Here is a 16,264-nt window from a genome sequence, read left to right as displayed (position 1 = left end):
CCCGCATCAAATGGGATTAGCCCGCGAGCGGCCTTGCTTCGCCCACCGCGACAAAAAAGCCCTTGTCACCCGGCCGAAGCGCTCTAACATGCGTGATGAATGCGAGGCCGGCTCAACGATCCGCATGGCACAGGAGTTCTCTATGGCTGTTCCTTACATGCTTCTGACCGGTGCCAGCCGGGGAATTGGGCATGCCACCGTCAAGCTGTTTCAGGAAAAGGGCTGGAGGATCCTGACCGTTTCGCGGCAGCCCTTTTCCGAGGAATGCCGCTGGCCCTCCGCACGCGAAAGCCATATCCAGGCCGATCTGGAAGACCTGTCGCGCGTAGAAGACCTGGCAGATGAGGTGCGTTCACGCCTGCCGGAAGGAAAGCTTGCGGCGCTTGTCAACAATGCCGGAATTTCGCCGAAGGGAGAAGGCGGAAGCCGCCTTGGTGTGATGGATACGACGGCGGATATCTGGACGCGGGTGCTCAATGTCAATCTCGTCTCAACAGCGCTACTCGCCCGCGCGCTCCTGCCGGAGCTGGAGGCGGCGAAGGGCTCGATCGTCAATGTCACCTCCATCGTCGGGTCGCGGGTTCACCCCTTCGCCGGTGTTGCTTATGCCACGTCGAAGGCGGCACTCGCCGCATTGACGCGTGAACTGGCGCATGAATTCGGTCCGCGGGGCGTTCGCGCCAACGCGATTGCGCCGGGGGAAATCAATACTGCCATTCTGTCTCCGGGTACGGCCGAGCTGGTGGATGCCCAGGTTCCGCTCGGGCGGCTCGGCACCACGGCGGAGGTGGCGCAGACAATCCTTTTTCTCTGCTCGGAACAGTCCAGCTACATCAACGGCGCGGAAATCCACATCAACGGCGGACAGCACGTCTGACGCCTCAGTCAATCAACCGAAACGGAGCCATTATCGATGACCATCCTGCCGAATTCCGTCGAGGCACGCGATATCGCCTATCAGATGCATCCCAATGTCAATCTGCGCAAATTCGAAAAGACCGGTGGCCTGGTGATTGAAAGCGGCGAGGGCATCTATGTCACCGACAGCAGTGGCAAGCGATATATCGAGGCAATGGCGGGACTGTGGTCGGTGGCGCTCGGTTTTGGTGAACAGCGGCTGGTGGAAGCGGCGACAAAGCAGATGCAGAAGCTGCCCTATTACCACACCTTCTCCTACAAGACGCATAGCCCGTCCGTTGATCTCGCCGAACTGCTGATCGAGCTTTCGCCGGTGCCGATGTCGAAAGTTCATTTCACCTCCTCCGGCTCGGAAGCCAACGATCTGGTCGCCAAGATGGTCTGGTATCGTTCGAATGCGCTGGGCAAGAAGGAAAAGAAAAAGATCATAGGCCGCATCAAGGGTTATCATGGCGTGACCATTGCGTCGGCCTCGATCACCGGCTTGCCGCGCAACCATGAGAGTTTCGATCTGCCGCTGGACCGCATGCTGCATACGGCCTGCCCCTCCTATGTGCATTTCGGGAAGGAGGGCGAAAGTGAGGCGGATTTCACCGCGCGTATCCTCGGGGAGTTGGAGGATCTGATCCTTCGCGAAGGTCCCGAAACCATCGCCGCCTTCTGGGGCGAGCCGGTAATGGGCGCCGGTGGCGTTCTCCTGCCACCGGAGGGCTATTGGGAAGGCGTCCAGGCGATCCTGAAGAAATACGACATCCTGCTTGTGGTGGACGAGGTCATCTGCGGTTTTGGCCGCACGGGCAAGATGTTCGCCTGCGAGACCTACGGTATCAAGCCGGACGTGCTTGTGGTCTCAAAGCAGATTTCGTCGTCCTACATGCCGCTTTCGGCGATCATCATGAATGACAATTTCTACCAGCCTATCGCCGATGAGTCCGACCGTATCGGATCGTTCGGCCATGGCTACACCGCCTCCGGCCACCCGGTCGCAACGGCTGTAGGGCTGGAAAACCTGAAGATCATTCAGGAACGCGATCTGGTCGGTAATGTCGCGCGGCTCGAAGGCCGGTTCCTCGATCATCTGAAGGCACTTGCGGATCACCCGCTCATTCATTCCTCGCGCGGTATCGGCCTCATCGGCGCGCTGGAGGTGAAGCCATGGGAAGGCATGAAGCCGGGCGACACGACGTTTGCCCTTGCCGCCGCCATTGAGGAGGAGGGTGTCATAACCCGGCCAATCGGTGAATCCATCTGTTTCTGCCCGCCGCTGATTATTACCGCGGAGCAACTGGATGAGCTGTTTGCTGGCGTGAGGCGCGGTCTCGACAAGGTTGCGGCCGCCCGAGGCTGAAAATTTTGGCAATTGTGCCGGCCGGTTGATCCGGCCGCCCTATCCCCGGTAGGCCACAAGTACCGCACCGCAGGCGATCAACACGACGCCGAGCCAGTTAGGCAGCGAAAGCCTTTCGCCCAAAAACAGCACTGCAAAGACGGCGACAAAGACGACACTGAGTTTGTCGATGGGTGCGACACGGGCCGCGTCGCCAATTTTCAGCGCCCGGAAATAGCATATCCAGGATGCGCCGGTTGCCAGACCGGAGAGTACGAGGAAGGCCCAGGTTTTCCCCGAGATGGTGGAAGGCTGCTGCCAGTTGCCGGTGATATAAACCATCAGGCCTGCGGCAGCGAGAATAACGATGGTTCGGATGAAAGTGGCGAAATCGGAATTGACGTTTTCGATGCCGATCTTGGCAAAAATAGCAGTCAGAGCCGCGAATGCCGCCGATAACAGGGCCCAGAACTGCCACGCCAGGAAAATGTTTCTCATATGGGCCACTCCATTCATCGCACGGTTCTTGTCTGATCTGGCCTACAGCATCGCCGGTCCGATAAAAACTGTTTTCCGAGACTTGCTTGAACGACAAAGGCCGACACATCGAGATGACGCGCCGGCCTTCATGCGGGGCCTGTCCGGACGAGGCCGGGCAGGCAGGACCTTGGGAGGTCGTATTACTCTGCCGGCTGCACCGAGGCCGGAAGCTGGTCCACATCGGCGATGCCGGTGAATTCTTCCTTGCCGCTGAGCACGCGGGCAAGCTGGTCCTGGTCCAGTTCGCCTTCCCAGCGGGCGACGACGATGGTGGCGACCGCATTGCCGACGAAGTTGGTGAGCGCGCGGCATTCCGACATGAAGCGGTCGATGCCGAGGATCAGCGCCATGCCGGCGACCGGAACCGAAGGCACGACGGAGAGCGTGGCCGCGAGCGTGATGAAGCCTGCACCGGTAATGCCGGCGGCACCCTTGGAGGAGAGCATGGCGACCAGCAGCAGCAGAATCTGTTCGCCGAAGGAAAGGTGAATACCGGTCGCCTGCGCGATGAAGAGGGCTGCCAGCGTCATGTAGATGTTGGTGCCGTCAAGGTTGAAGGAGTAACCGGTCGGAATGACGAGGCCAACGACGGAGCGCTTGCAGCCGGCCTTTTCCATCTTGCTCATCAGGCCCGGCAGGGCAGCCTCGGAAGACGAGGTACCGAGAACCAGCAGCAGTTCTTCCTTGATGTAGCGGATCAGCGCGACGATGGAGAAGCCGTTATAGCGGCAGACGGCGCCGAGGACCACGAACACGAACAGGAAGGACGTGACGTAGAAAGTGCCGATCAGCATCGCAAGATTGGTGACGGACGAGATGCCGTATTTGCCGATGGTGAAGGCCATGGCGCCGAAAGCACCAATCGGGGCGGCCTTCATCAGAATCGCGACCAGCTTGAAAATCGGATACATCAGGGCGTGCATGAAATCGGTGACCGGCTTGCCCTTTTCGCCGACGACGCCGAGCGCGATACCGAAGAGCACCGAGAAGAACAGCACCTGCAGGATATCGCCGCTGGCGAATGCGCCGACGATGGTCGTTGGGATGATGTTCATCAGGAAGCCGGTGATGGTCTGCTCATGGGCCTTGTCGGCGTAGGTCGCGACGGCCTTGGCATCGAGCGTTGCCGGATCGATGTTCATGCCCGCGCCGGGCTGCACGGTGTTGGCGACGATGAGGCCGACGATAAGCGCAAGGGTGGAGAATACGAGGAAGTAGATCATGGCCTTGCCAGCCACGCGGCCAACCTTCTTCATGTCGTTCATGCCGGCAATGCCGGTTGCGACAGTGAGGAAGATGACGGGCGCGATGATCATCTTGACGAGGCGGATGAAGCCGTCGCCGAGCGGCTTCAGTTCTTCACCGAAGGCCGGATAGAAATGGCCGAGTGCGATACCGGCTATGATGGCCACCAGAACCTGAAAATACAGATGCTTGTAGAATGGCAATTTGGCGTGGCCCGCGGCCACGGCTGTCGTATCGATCATGTTTTTTCCTCCTCGGCCTCACCCTGCCTTGATTGGCCTCCCGGGATCGCCGTGTCGTTGACGGCTTCGCGCCGATTGTGGAGTCATGTGCAATACGCATGCCAGACTTGATTATTTGCCGTAACTGACTGATTCAAAAAGTTCTTTTTTGGAGGGATAGAAGACGCGGCAGTTGACTGTGCGGAATTCCGGACAAAAACTCTTGCGGTCTGTGCGTAAATCCGCACAATTGGCTTATGAGCCAGATAGAGAATTCACTTCATTCCCAGGCGAAGCGACGGGCGCAATGGCTGGCGCTCGCGGGGCTTTGGCTGCTTATCGGTTTTGGCATGCTGCTTGTCGCCGATGAATTTGCCCGCCATCAGGCCCTGCGTGCGGCGGGTTCCGAGGCCTCCACCGATGCGGAACTGAAGATCGCCCTTTTGAATGTTGCGCTGGAGCGGCCGCGGGCTATTCCGCTGGTTCTTTCCGGCGATCCCGATCTTGCCGTCGCTCTCGATGGCGGCGGCTCTTCGGCTCTTGATCGGCTCAATCGAAAGCTTGAAGGGCTTATCGAAGGAACCCAGTCCTCTGTTATTTACGTGACCGGGCCGACCGGCCTGACCATCGCGTCGAGCAACTGGCGGCAGGCGGACAGCTTTGTCGGTTCCAACTATGCCTTCCGTGAGTATTTTCAGGCGGCGATGAAGACTGGCATGTCCGAACATTATGCGCTCGGCAATGTCAGTCGCCGGCCAGGTCTCTATATCTCCCGCCGGATCGATGCGGCTGATGGCCGGCCGCTTGGCGTCGTGATTGCCAAGGTCGAGTTCAACCGGCTGGAAGCGGACTGGAATATCGGAGGCAAGCCGGTCTATGTCGTCGACAGAAACGGTGTCGTGCTGATGACGAGCGTGCCGGAGTGGCGCTTCAAGACAGTCGCGGCCATCGACGAGGCGCGACGAAACACCATTTCCGAAAGCCTGCAATTCGGCAATGAGGCGCTGGCGACGCTGCCTTTCCGAACGGCTCGATCACTGGGCGACGGTGTTCCGCTCATCCACGTTGATGAGCCGGGGCGCGAACGCGGCGATTATCTTCGGCTGGAAATGCCGGTGCCGACGACATCCTGGACCCTGCATTATCTTCAGCCCGTCGCACCCGCTTTGAATGCCGCCATCCGCGAGGGCAGGGCGGTGGCGCTGGCGACGCTCATGCCGCTGATTGCGCTTTCGGCGCTGTGGCTGTGGCGCAGGCACAAGGCTCTGAAAGAAAAGGAAGAAGAACAAAGGGCCCGCGCCGAGCTTGAACTTAAGGTACAGGAGAGAACCCGCGATCTGACGAAGACGCGCGATCATCTTCAGGCGGAAATCGCCCTGCACGAAAAGACCGCCGGGGAGTTGCGCAATGTCCAGCATGAGCTGGTGCAGGCCAACCGCCTTTCCATTCTTGGGCAGGTGGCGGCTGGCGTGGCGCATGAGATAAACCAGCCTGTGGCGACAATCCGCGCCTTTGCCGATAATGCGCGCACTCTGCTGAAGCGTGAACGTCTGGCTGAAGCCAGTGAAAATCTTGAGGACATTGCCGCCCTTACCGAGCGTATCGGCACGATTACCAGCGATCTGAAGATACTCGCGCGCAAGGGCCGAACCGGCGCTGAACCTGTCAGTGTTCGAACCGTCATCGAAGGCGCGGTGATGCTGCTGCGCAGCCGTTTTTCCGGTCAGATGGACGCGCTCGATATTGTCTTGCCCGATCAGGATCTAAAAGTGCTCGGCAGCCGCATCCGGCTGGAGCAAATCCTCATCAATCTTCTGCAAAACGCGCTGGAAGCGACTGAAGCGATTGATACGGCCCGGGTGGAGGTGCGTGTTCGCGAAGAGGGCGACGCGGTTGTAATCTCGGTTGGCGACAATGGCGGGGGCATTCCGGAAGCCATCCGTGCCCAGCTTTTTTCACCCTTCAATACCTCCAAGGAGGGCGGTCTCGGCCTTGGCCTTGTCATCTCAAACGATATCGCTTCGGACTATGGCGGGCGCATTGAGGTGACGAGTGGCGAGGCAGGCACGTGTTTTTCCGTATATCTGAAGCGAGCATGACATGACGGCGGATGGTACTATATTTCTGGTCGATGACGACTCGCAGCTGCGCAAGGCGATGGTGCAGACGCTGGAGCTAGACGGGCTGCCGGTCACTTCCTTTTCCCGAGCCGAGCAGGCGCTTGCAGCTTTGAGTGAAGATTTCGACGGCGTCGTTATCACTGATGTGCGCATGCCAGGCATGACCGGGCTGGAATTTTTCGACCATGTCCGCAAGATCGATGCGGACTTGCCTGTCATCCTCATTACCGGCCATGGCGATGTACCCATGGCCGTTGATGCGCTCCACAACGGCGCCTATGACTTCATAGCCAAGCCGTTTCCCGCCGAACGGATGGTGGAAAGCGCCCGCAGAGCCCTCGAAAAACGCCGCCTCGTGCTGGAAAATCGCGCGCTTCGCCGGGCAGCCGGGCAGGCGGAGGACGACCTGCCGCTGATCGGGCAGACACCCGCCATGGAGCGCTTGCGCATGACGCTCAGGCATATTGCCGATACGGATGTCGATGTGCTGGTGGCCGGCGAAACGGGCAGCGGCAAGGAAGTGGTGGCAACGGCCCTTCATCGCTGGAGCAAGAAGCGCGCCAAGGGCAATTTCGTGGCGCTGAATTGTGGTGCGCTACCGGAAACGGTGATCGAAAGCGAGCTTTTCGGCCATGAGCCGGGGGCATTTACCGGGGCACAGAAAAAACGTGTCGGCCGCATCGAACATTCAAGTGGTGGCACGTTGTTCCTGGACGAGATCGAAAGCATGCCGCTTGCCGTGCAGGTGAAAATGCTGCGTGTGCTGGAAATGCGCGAGGTTTCGCCGCTTGGTTCAAACGAGGAGCGACCTGTCGATATCCGCGTGGTTGCGGCGGCCAAGGTTGACCTTGGCGATCCGGCCGAACGCGGCGCGTTTCGTGAGGACCTTTATTATCGGCTGAATGTCGTCACATTGTCGATACCGCCGCTTCGTGAACGCAGGGCGGATATTCCACTCCTGTTTTCCCACTTCGTCACCAAGGCAGCCAACCGCTTCAACATGCCGGTGCCGCAGATCGGCGCCGGGGTTTCCCGTCGTCTCAACGATCATGATTGGCCTGGCAATGTCCGGGAACTCGGGCATTTTGCCGAGAGGGTAGTTCTGGGGCTTGAGACGGAATTGGCGGCCACATCTGTTCTGCAGTCGGAAATCCCGGCTTCCGGCACCTTGCCGGAGCGTATGGACGAGATCGAGGCGCGCATCATCCGCGAGACACTGGAGCAATCCAATGGCGACGTTGCGGAAACCATCGCCACGCTCGGTATCGCCCGCAAGACCTTTTACGACAAGCTGCAACGCCACGGTATCAACCGGGCGGACTATGTGAAGAACGGCGCGGCCTGAAAGTGCGCAGAGGACGACTTATGGCGACGGCGCGACGTCGTCCTGCTCCGACCCTCACTGAAAAGCCGCAGACTTCTCCGTCTGCGGCCTGGCGATAATCGCAGCAATTGCGGCAACGGCCATCGTTCAGCCTGCTACGCAGAAATGACGCTGACCGTCATAATCCGTATAGGTGCCGGTGCGGGAATTGAAGCTGCGGTAACGCTGCGAGCAATAATCGTACCAGGCGTTGGTCCACGGCTCGATGGTGCGATAGGTCTGGCGCTGATTATAGACGGGGCGGCTGTCGTAAACCGGCTGGGCGCGATAGACCGGCGCCTGGCGATAAACCGGCTGCGGTGCTGGCCGGTAGTAACGATAGTCCGGCTCTTCATAGACATAGCTCGGCTCATAGGCCTGATAACGGCGCGGTGCCGGATCGATATAGACCCGTTCCTCCTCCACCGGTGCCGGGCGGGAAAGGGCGGAACCAACGGCAACACCGGCGGCAAGGCCAAGCACGCCTCCCAGAAGCGCCGCGTCGCGGCGGTCGTGGCGGTCCCAGTCACCGGCGGATGCGCTGTTGAAGGGAGCGATGGTTGCGGCGGCGACGGCGATAGCCATAACGGTTTTAGCTGCAAAGGACGACATGGTGTTTTTCCATCCAGGTGGCAGGGTGCTGCCAGTTGCAAATTCGATGGTTAAGGAAATACAGCCCGCCTGCTGAACGGCCGCTGAATGAATTGTGGCAGACCGGCTGTCGCCCACAATTCCCGTTTGCCTGCGTCCCACGCTTCGCGCTAAAACTCGGGAGCAAACAGGACGCGCCCATGAGCCTTGCCCACATAACCGTATCTCCCGATTCATCGCATGAGGATCGTGCCCAGGCCATTCGAGACACTTTGCGCGACGCCATTGTCGATCGCCGGCTGGCGCCGGGAACGAAATTGTCGGAATCGGAAGTGGGAACGTTGTTCGATGTCAGCCGCACGGTGGTGCGCGCGGCGCTGCAGATGCTTGCCTATGAGGGCCTCGTGAAGGCCGAGCGCAATCGGGGCGCTTTCGTTTCCAATCCGACGCCCGACGAGGCGCGGCAGGTATTTGCGTCCCGCCGGCTGATCGAGCCCGGCGTCGTTGACGCGGCAATCGAAAAAATCACGCCTGTGGCGGTAAAGAAGCTGCGGGAACATCTGTTGGAGGAGAGCAGGCATCAGCAGGAACGCGGGCCGAGCGCACGGCGGGCCGAAATCAAGGCCTCGGGTGATTTTCACCTGATGCTGGCGTCAATTGCCGGCAATGCCATCCTGGAAAAATTCATGGATGAACTGGTTGCGCGCTCATCGCTGGTCATCGCGCTCTATGGGCGCTCCGGCGTATCGAGCTGCGGTCATAACGAACATGCCGATCTTCTGGATGCGCTGGAGGCGAAGGATGCGGCAAGGGCCCGGGCGTTGATGCTGCAACATCTCAATCATATAGAGGCCGATCTTGACCTTCGTACCAAGGAAGGTCTAGCCCTTAGGGACGCTCTGGCGCTTTAGGATATCGGTGCATCGGCCCTCACACGACGTGCGAGGGCGATATCAGCGGAAACCGCGGCGTGCCGGTCATGCCCCGTAGCGGCTGATTGCCAGATCGTGGGTGTCGATCTCGGGCGTCGCACCGTTGATCATGTCCGCAAGGACGCGCGCGGAGCCACAGGACATTGTCCAGCCGAGCGTGCCGTGGCCGGTGTTGAGGTAAAGGTTGCTGTAGCGGGTGGCGCCGATGACAGGCGTACCATCCGGCGTCATCGGGCGCAGGCCACACCAGAATTTCGCCTGCGACTGATCGCCCGCGCCGCCGAACAGGTCTTCCACCGAATGGGCGAGCGTTGCCTGCCGCGCTGCGGGCAAGTCCTTGCTGAAGCCGGCGATTTCCGCCATTCCGCCAGCACGGATGCGCGAACCGAGCCGGGTGATCGCGACCTTGAACGTTTCATCCATCACCGTGGAGACGGGTGCCCGTTCCTCTTTCACAATCGGCACCGTGATGGAGTAACCCTTGACCGGGTAGACCGGCAGGGTCAGACCGAGCTGACGCAGGAACTGCGGAGAGTAGCTGCCAAGCGCGGCGACAAAAATATCCGCTTCCACAAGCCCGCGGGTGGTCTCCACCGCCTTGACGCGTCCTGCCTCAACGATGGGGCGCATGATCCCCGTGTCGTACAGGAAGGTAACGCCCGCTTCTTCCGCCATGCGGGCAAGCTCGGTGGTGAACATGTAGCAGTCACCGGTCTCGTCGCCAGGCAGGCGCAGCCCGCCGACGATCTTTTCCTTCGATGGCGAGAGGCCGGGTTCCACGGCGGCGCAGCCGTCTCGGTCGAGAATTTCGAAAGGCACGCCGCCCGCCGTCAGTACGTCCACGTCCTTGCCGATGGCGTCAAACTGCTTTTGTGTGCGGAATACCTCCAGCGTGCCCTGCATGCGCTGGTCATACTGGATGCCTGTCTCTTCCCGCAGTGCCATCAGGCAGTCGCGGCTATATTCCGCGACGCGCACCATGCGGCTCTTGTTGATGGCATAACGCGCCGAGGTGCAGTTGCGCAGCATCTGGCTCATCCAGCGCCAGGCCGCCGGATCGACCGTCGGGCGAATGATCAGCGGTGCATGTTTCATGAACAGCCATTTCATGGCCTTGACCGGAATGCCCGGCGCGGCCCAGGGCGAAGAATAGCCGGGGGAAACCTCACCCGCATTGGCAAAGCTGGTCTCGAGCGCTGCAGCCGGCTGCCGGTCGATCACCGTCACCTTGTGCCCGGCTTTGGCCAGATACCAGGCGGATGTCACGCCGACGACGCCGGCTCCGAGGATAGTGACGTTCATGATCGTCTCACTTGTGATTGACTGATGTTGAAGCAAAGGCCGGGGTTTCGTCCGGCTGAATATACGTACGGCGATAACGACGGCCGAGGCCGGTCAGGATTTCGTAGGCGATCGTGCCCGCATCGTCCGCGATGTCTTCAAGCGTTTGCTCGGGGCCGATCATCTGCACGAAACTGCCTTGGGTCAATGTTCCCTCGGGCAGGGCGGATATATCAAGAATGATGCTGTCCATCGAAACGCGCCCCGCAATCGGCAGGCGCACGCCATCATACCATGCCGCGCCGCGATTGCTGAGCGAGCGCGGCAGGCCGTCGGCATAACCGGCGGCGATGGTCGCAAGACGCGTTGAGCCGGACGCTTCGAAGGAACCGCCGTAACCAACCAGCGAACCGGCGGGAACGGTGCGGGTCTGGATCACGGCGAGATCGAGGCGAACGACCGGCTTCATCGGGTTCGGGCGGTCGACAGAGGGTGCGCCGCCGTAAAGCGCGATACCGGGGCGCAGCAGGTGGTTGTGGTACTCACGACCCAGAAAAATACCTCCAGAGTTGGAAAAACAGACCGGGACATCAGGAAACGCAATCGTGGCCTGCCGCATCGCCGACAGCTGTGCCGCATTGCATGCATGGCCCGGTTCGTCGGCGCAGGCGAGGTGGCTCATGACGAAGGCGATGTCGATACCATCGAGTAGTTGCGGCTGGGAGGTGAGGGTTTCCAGCTCTTTGGGGGAAAGGCCGAGGCGGCACATGCCGGTATCGATCTGGACGGCGGCTGCAAGTTTCCTGCCGAGCGTCTTGGCATGGACCGCCCATTGGGCGATCTGCTCCAGCGAATTAAGAACCGGTGTGATCGCCATGGCGGCGCAGGAGGTCTCGTTGCCGGGTTGAAGGCCGTTGAGGACGAAGATCCGCGCCTCGGCGGGAAGACGCAGCCGTAGCGCCAGCGCCTCGTCAATATGAGCGACGAAGAAATGGCGACACCCCGCATCGAACAGGGTTTGCGAGACCATATCGGCACCGAGGCCGTATGCATCGGCCTTGACGACCGCCGCCGTCTGGCATGCGGGCGCCATCGCCGCAAGTGCCAGATAATTATCGCGCAATGCGCCGAGATCGATGGTCAGATGGCCGCTCGCACCACCGGCTGCCTGCTGGCGGCTGATCTGCATGTCCATAGTCGCTCACCCTCATTTTTATCTTATGAGAGTATTGCAACGATTATCGAATTTCTTGGCGATGATTCGAAGGAAATGCGATAGAATTGGCAATCGCGCAATTTTCTTTTGCTGATTGGAATTTTCTATGTCGTCACTCGATGCGACCGACCGCCATATCATCCGGCTGCTTCGGCTCAACGCCCGCATCAGCAACGCAAAGCTTGCTGCAGAGGTCGGGCTTTCGCCATCCGCGTGCTTGCGTCGCGTCGATATTCTCGAACGGGAAGGGATCATCCGCGGTTACACGGCGCTTACCAGCGGCCTCGCCGGCGGTGAGGTGATTTCGGTGATCGTGCAGATCACGCTCGACCGGCAGACGGAGGATTTTCTCAACCGTTTCGAAAATGCGGTGCGGCGATATCCGGAAATCCGCGAATGTTATCTCATGACCGGCGGTTCGGATTATTTCCTGCGTTGCGAGGCAGAAAGTGCGGGGGATTTCGAGCGCATCCACAAGGAGATACTCTCGAAGCTGCCGGGGGTCTCGCGTATTCATTCGAGTTTCGCGATCCGGAATGTGCTGGCGACGCCGAAGGCGAGGTAGTGTCGAGTGTGGGACTTCACCCCCACCACCGATAAAAATGATGCACCGGCCCGCGCCCATGTCCAACGGCAAGCCCCCGCCCAGCATCGAGCGCCCCATTCAAATAATCCTTCGCCAGCTCCACTGCCTCCAGCAACTCGCTTCCCCTCGCAAGATGAGCCGTGATTGCCGCCGCCAGCGTGCAGCCGGTGCCGTGATCGTTCTTCGTCTCTACGCGTGCAGCGGAAAGCGCCTGCATGGTGCCATCTGCAAACAGATAATCCGTGCTCTCAGGCCCCGCACCATGTCCGCCCTTGATGAGCACCGCTTTCGCGCCCGCTTTCAGGATCGCCGCGGCCTGATGATTGATGTCCGTTTCGGTCTCCGCTATCGGCGTGCCGGTTAAAAGCGCCGCTTCCGGCAGGTTCGGCGTAACGATGGTCGCGATTGGCAGAAGCTCGCGCCGCAATGTCTCGATGGCGTCTTCTTGCAGCAAACGGTCGCCTGACGTCGCTACCATGACTGGATCCAGCACCACGGGCTGCGATTGCCGCCGGAGCCGCTCCGCTATGGCTGCAATGGTTTCGATACGGGAAACCATGCCGATCTTCACCGCGTTGACGGTGAGATCGGAAAACACTGCATCCATCTGCGCGATGATGGTGGTCACCGAAATATCCTCGACCGCAGTTACGCCTCTGGTGTTCTGTGCGGTGATGGCGGTGATGACGCTGGCGCCATAGGCGCCGAGCGCGGAGAATGTCTTGAGGTCGGCCTGTATGCCCGCACCGCCGCCGCTGTCGGATCCGGCAATGGTCAACGCAATTGATGTCATGGCTGTCTCGCTTTCAGGGTGGCATCGATTGCGGAGCGGAACTCCTTGGTCGCGCCGGCAATATCTGCCGCGCGGAAGATGGCGGAAATCACCGCGACTCCATCCGCACCGGCGGCAATGACAGAGGGGACGCGGGAAAGATCGATGCCGGCGATGGCGCCCACCGGCATGTCCGGCCGCCATTCCCTCAGCAAGGCGCGGAGTGTCGAAAACCCATCGATACCGACAGGCTTGTCCGGGTTGACCTTTGAAACCGTGTCGAACACACCGCCGATGCAGGCGTAATCGGCGGGCATGGAGGCTGCCCGTTCGGCGTCGGCGCGGTTCTTGACCGTCAGGCCGATGATCGCCTTTTCGCCAAGAATGCGCCGAGCGGTTCTGGCGTCCATATCGTCGGCGCCAAGATGCACTCCATCTGCGCCCGAGGCGAGCGCAACATCCACCCGGTCATTGATGACGAGCGGCACGCCGGTGCCGGCGATGGCCTCGTGGATGGCGCGGGCGTTTTCGATCATCTCCCGTGTCGAGCCGTGCTTGTCGCGATATTGCAGGATGGTCGCGCCATTAAGTGCAGCCGCCAGAGCAAGCTCAAAGAGAGGCGCGACATCGCCGAGGCTCGCATCCACAAGCGCGTTGAGGCGGTAATCAACCTTGTTCATTCTCGATCCTCGCATGATTGATGATATCCTCGCCGGTAATCGCCGAAAGCGCGTCCAGGAATGCCGGTTCGAACGTGCCGGGACCTCTGGCACAGGACGCGGCCAGTTCGGCGGAGACGCCGGTGACGGCAAGGGCGGACGCCGCCGCTGCCAAAGCATCCTGTTCCACCGCCATGAAAGCAGCGATGACGCCTCCCGAGAGGCAGCCCGTACCCGTTACCTTTGCCATCCAGGGATGGCCGTTTACGATCCTGACGCGTCGCGTCGCGTCGCTCAGGTGATCTACCGGCCCGGTCTCGATCCTGATTGCATCTGGCACCTCGCCGATCAGGCTCATTTCGGCACGGTTGCCACGCACGATCGCGGGAGAGAGAGTGATGAGCTCACGCGCGAAGGCCAGCCGGGATGGAGAATAGTCACAATGCACGGGGTCGACGATCCAGGGCTTGCCTGAGGCGTTGGCGATCTCCACTGCCAGCAGGATAACCTTGCGCCGTTCCGCATCCAGCGTGCCGAGATTGATGGTCAGCGCATCCGCCTTGGCAACGAAGCTTTCGATTTCCTCCAGCGACGTGGTCATGGAGGGAATGCCGCCGACAACGGTAATCCCGTCGGCGGTGAATTTTTGCACCACGGTATTCATAAGGCAATGTACGCGCGGACGCGCCTGTCTGACTTTTTCAAGGATTTCGGCGGCCTGCGTGGTCGTGGGGAAAGGGATGGTCATGGCTGCTGTAGCTCCACGGCGATTTCGTCCGCCGCCGGCGCCTGCTTTATGAGCTGCATTTCCTGCATGAAGGCGCCAAAACGCGAATAGCGGGCGCGGTCGAGTGCGGCAGGGCGCTTGGCAAAACGCGGCAATGTGTCGAAGAAAGCCTGCTTGTTCAGTGCGTCATCGAGATTGGGATAGGCCTTGATGAAGAGCTGCCAGGATTCCTGCGGGTGATTGGTGATGAAAATAGCGGCCTGTTCCACGGCGGAGAGGAAACGCGGCAGGCGGCTGTCTGTTGCGAGATCGCGATGGGTGACGAAGATCAGCTCGTCATAGGCCGGAACACCATGTTCCTCCGGAAAGAAGGATCGGCCTTCGTGGCCCTCGAGCTTCATCTGCGTCAGTTCGAAATTGCGGAAACCGCCGAGCGTGGCGTCCACCTTGCCTGCGATGAGCGATGGCGACAGGGAGAAATTGACGTTGATGAGTTCCACATCGTCTTTCGTCAGACCGTCCTTTTCCAGCATGCGCTTCAGCATGGCATCCTCGAAGCCGGATACGGAAAAACCGACTTTCCTGCCCTTCAGGTCCTTCAGGCTTTTGATCGGTCCGTCAGCCAGCACGGTGACGGTGTTTAGCGGCGTTTCGACCAATGTGCCGAAACGGACGAGCGGCAGGCCGGCATCGTGGTCGAGATATAGGTTGGGTTGATAGTGCACGCCGATATCGGCCTGTTTTGCCGAAACGAGGCGCGGAACGGCGGAAGGATCTGCCGGCGGAACAAGTTCAACATCGAGCCCCGCATCCGCAAAAAGGCCCCGCTCTTTCGCGACGACCATCGGCGCATGGTCGGGGTTCACGAACCATTCCAGCAATACCGTAAGCCCGTCGGCCGCCTGTGACTGAACGGGGGCAAATATGCTTGCCGCCGCGACGACGAAAGAAAGAAGAGTTCGCTTCATGATGCTGAAATTCTCCGTAAATACCCGAAAGGAATGGTGCGTTCTGTTTCCCTGGCCCAGGGCGCCAGATGGGCGGTGGCGCGATCCACCGCCAGTCGCAGCAGCACCGCCATGATGGCGAGTATCGCCATGGCGGCGAACATCGTGTCGGTCTGCATGCGGGCGTTTGACTGGATCATCACGAATCCAAGCCCTGCCGATGCGCCAACCCATTCGCCAATGACAGCGCCCAGCGGTGCGAGGGGTGCGGCCACCCGCAGGCCGGAGATAAGCGAAGGCAGCGCCAGTGGCACGCGCAACCGGGTGAGAACCTGCCAGTGGCTTGCCTGCGTCAGCGAGGCGGCATCGAGAATGGCGCGATCCGTCCGGTTGAGGCCATCGGTGAAGGAGGAGGCGACGGGAAAGAAGATGATGATCGCCGTCATCACCGCTTTCGAGGCCATGCCGAAGCCGAACCAGAGGACGAGGATGGGCGCCAGCACGAAGACCGGAAAGGCTTGCAAAACCAGAACCATCGGCCAGACGAGGCGACCGAGACGGGGGATTGCCGCGATGGTGAAAGCCACGAGAATACCGACCAGGACGCCGGCCGTCAGTCCAACGGCCATTTCGAGAAATGTAACCATGGCCTGCCCCAACAGGAAACCGGGCTGGCGCAGGAAGGCCGCGGCGACATCGGCCGGCGCCGGCAGGATATAACGGGGTGGCGAGAACAGCCATGTGCCTGCCTGCCAGAGAACAAGCAGGAGACCGACTCCGTTCAACGCATGGGCGGCACGCATGAGCCGAACCTCAGAC

Annotated in this window: 16 protein-coding genes; 6 read left to right on the top strand and 10 right to left on the bottom strand. The window is 60.4% G+C overall.

Annotated elements, in window-relative coordinates; genetic code table 11:
* The first annotated feature begins 142 nt into the window (after window positions 1-142).
* Together AGR2A_RS16765 and AGR2A_RS16760 are read left to right on the top strand one after the other, a co-directional pair.
* Window positions 143-877 (top strand): SDR family NAD(P)-dependent oxidoreductase, encoded by a 735-nt coding sequence (locus tag AGR2A_RS16765; protein ID WP_004438662.1) that lies wholly within the window; start codon window positions 143-145, stop codon window positions 875-877.
* A gap of 36 nt (window positions 878-913) precedes the next feature.
* Complete coding sequence (locus tag AGR2A_RS16760) at window positions 914-2,266, top strand: aspartate aminotransferase family protein (RefSeq protein ID WP_035208105.1); 1,353 nt, start codon at window positions 914-916, stop codon at window positions 2,264-2,266.
* A gap of 39 nt (window positions 2,267-2,305) precedes the next feature.
* Here the strand turns inward: AGR2A_RS16760 and AGR2A_RS16755 are convergent, their stop codons facing one another.
* Together AGR2A_RS16755 and AGR2A_RS16750 are read right to left on the bottom strand one after the other, a co-directional pair.
* Window positions 2,306-2,743 carry an EamA family transporter gene (locus AGR2A_RS16755; RefSeq protein WP_004438669.1) on the bottom strand — a complete coding sequence of 146 codons (438 nt, stop codon included), beginning with the start codon at window positions 2,741-2,743 and terminating at the stop codon, window positions 2,306-2,308.
* Window positions 2,744-2,925: 182 nt separating this feature from the next.
* Window positions 2,926-4,272 carry a dicarboxylate/amino acid:cation symporter gene (locus AGR2A_RS16750; RefSeq protein WP_004438672.1) on the bottom strand — a complete coding sequence of 449 codons (1,347 nt, stop codon included), beginning with the start codon at window positions 4,270-4,272 and terminating at the stop codon, window positions 2,926-2,928.
* A 236-nt stretch (window positions 4,273-4,508) separates the two neighbouring features.
* Here AGR2A_RS16750 and AGR2A_RS16745 point away from each other — a divergent pair, with 236 nt between their 5' ends.
* Window positions 4,509-6,350 (top strand): sensor histidine kinase, encoded by a 1,842-nt coding sequence (locus tag AGR2A_RS16745; RefSeq protein WP_139786388.1) that lies wholly within the window; start codon window positions 4,509-4,511, stop codon window positions 6,348-6,350.
* 1 nt (window position 6,351) lies between these two features.
* Complete coding sequence (locus AGR2A_RS16740; protein ID WP_034498212.1) at window positions 6,352-7,716, top strand: sigma-54-dependent transcriptional regulator; 1,365 nt, start codon at window positions 6,352-6,354, stop codon at window positions 7,714-7,716.
* 126 nt (window positions 7,717-7,842) lie between these two features.
* Here AGR2A_RS16740 and AGR2A_RS16735 read toward each other — a convergent pair whose 3' ends face one another.
* Window positions 7,843-8,346 carry a BA14K family protein gene (locus AGR2A_RS16735; RefSeq protein WP_072493564.1) on the bottom strand — a complete coding sequence of 168 codons (504 nt, stop codon included), beginning with the start codon at window positions 8,344-8,346 and terminating at the stop codon, window positions 7,843-7,845.
* A 179-nt stretch (window positions 8,347-8,525) separates the two neighbouring features.
* Between AGR2A_RS16735 and AGR2A_RS16730 the strand changes: the two genes are divergently transcribed.
* Window positions 8,526-9,236, top strand: a complete 711-nt coding sequence (locus tag AGR2A_RS16730) for a GntR family transcriptional regulator (RefSeq protein ID WP_044459853.1) — start codon at window positions 8,526-8,528, stop codon at window positions 9,234-9,236.
* A gap of 66 nt (window positions 9,237-9,302) precedes the next feature.
* Here the strand turns inward: AGR2A_RS16730 and AGR2A_RS16725 are convergent, their stop codons facing one another.
* Together AGR2A_RS16725 and alr are read right to left on the bottom strand one after the other, a co-directional pair.
* Entirely contained in the window at window positions 9,303-10,595 is a 1,293-nt protein-coding gene (locus tag AGR2A_RS16725; protein ID WP_234797357.1) for a D-amino acid dehydrogenase, read from the bottom strand.
* A complete protein-coding gene (gene alr / locus AGR2A_RS16720; protein ID WP_080823225.1) occupies window positions 10,567-11,733 on the bottom strand; it encodes an alanine racemase in 1,167 nt (388 codons plus the stop codon). The genes AGR2A_RS16725 and alr overlap by 29 nt, the downstream gene beginning before the upstream one ends.
* A gap of 127 nt (window positions 11,734-11,860) precedes the next feature.
* On the opposite strand from alr, the gene AGR2A_RS16715 reads away from it, so the two are divergent.
* Complete coding sequence (locus AGR2A_RS16715; RefSeq protein WP_004438693.1) at window positions 11,861-12,319, top strand: Lrp/AsnC family transcriptional regulator; 459 nt, start codon at window positions 11,861-11,863, stop codon at window positions 12,317-12,319.
* A gap of 16 nt (window positions 12,320-12,335) precedes the next feature.
* Here the strand turns inward: AGR2A_RS16715 and thiD are convergent, their stop codons facing one another.
* The 5 genes from thiD to AGR2A_RS16690 are packed head-to-tail and all read right to left on the bottom strand — an operon-like array spanning window position 12,336 to window position 16,248.
* The gene (thiD, locus tag AGR2A_RS16710; protein ID WP_004438695.1) at window positions 12,336-13,133 is read right to left on the bottom strand and encodes a bifunctional hydroxymethylpyrimidine kinase/phosphomethylpyrimidine kinase; all 798 of its coding nucleotides are present in this window, start codon (window positions 13,131-13,133) and stop codon (window positions 12,336-12,338) included.
* Entirely contained in the window at window positions 13,130-13,792 is a 663-nt protein-coding gene (gene thiE / locus AGR2A_RS16705) for a thiamine phosphate synthase (protein WP_004438698.1), read from the bottom strand. Before thiE ends, thiD begins: the two co-directional genes overlap by 4 nt.
* Entirely contained in the window at window positions 13,779-14,519 is a 741-nt protein-coding gene (locus tag AGR2A_RS16700; RefSeq protein WP_004438701.1) for a hydroxyethylthiazole kinase, read from the bottom strand. The genes thiE and AGR2A_RS16700 overlap by 14 nt, the downstream gene beginning before the upstream one ends.
* A complete protein-coding gene (locus AGR2A_RS16695; protein WP_004438704.1) occupies window positions 14,516-15,466 on the bottom strand; it encodes an ABC transporter substrate-binding protein in 951 nt (316 codons plus the stop codon). The genes AGR2A_RS16700 and AGR2A_RS16695 overlap by 4 nt, the downstream gene beginning before the upstream one ends.
* Entirely contained in the window at window positions 15,463-16,248 is a 786-nt protein-coding gene (locus AGR2A_RS16690; protein ID WP_004438707.1) for an ABC transporter permease, read from the bottom strand. The genes AGR2A_RS16695 and AGR2A_RS16690 overlap by 4 nt, the downstream gene beginning before the upstream one ends.
* Window positions 16,249-16,264: the final 16 nt, after the last annotated feature.

This window comes from Agrobacterium genomosp. 2 str. CFBP 5494 (assembly GCF_900013495.1).
In the GTDB taxonomy this organism is placed as follows: domain Bacteria; phylum Pseudomonadota; class Alphaproteobacteria; order Rhizobiales; family Rhizobiaceae; genus Agrobacterium; species Agrobacterium pusense.
This window is presented reverse-complemented; position numbering and strand designations above follow the sequence as displayed.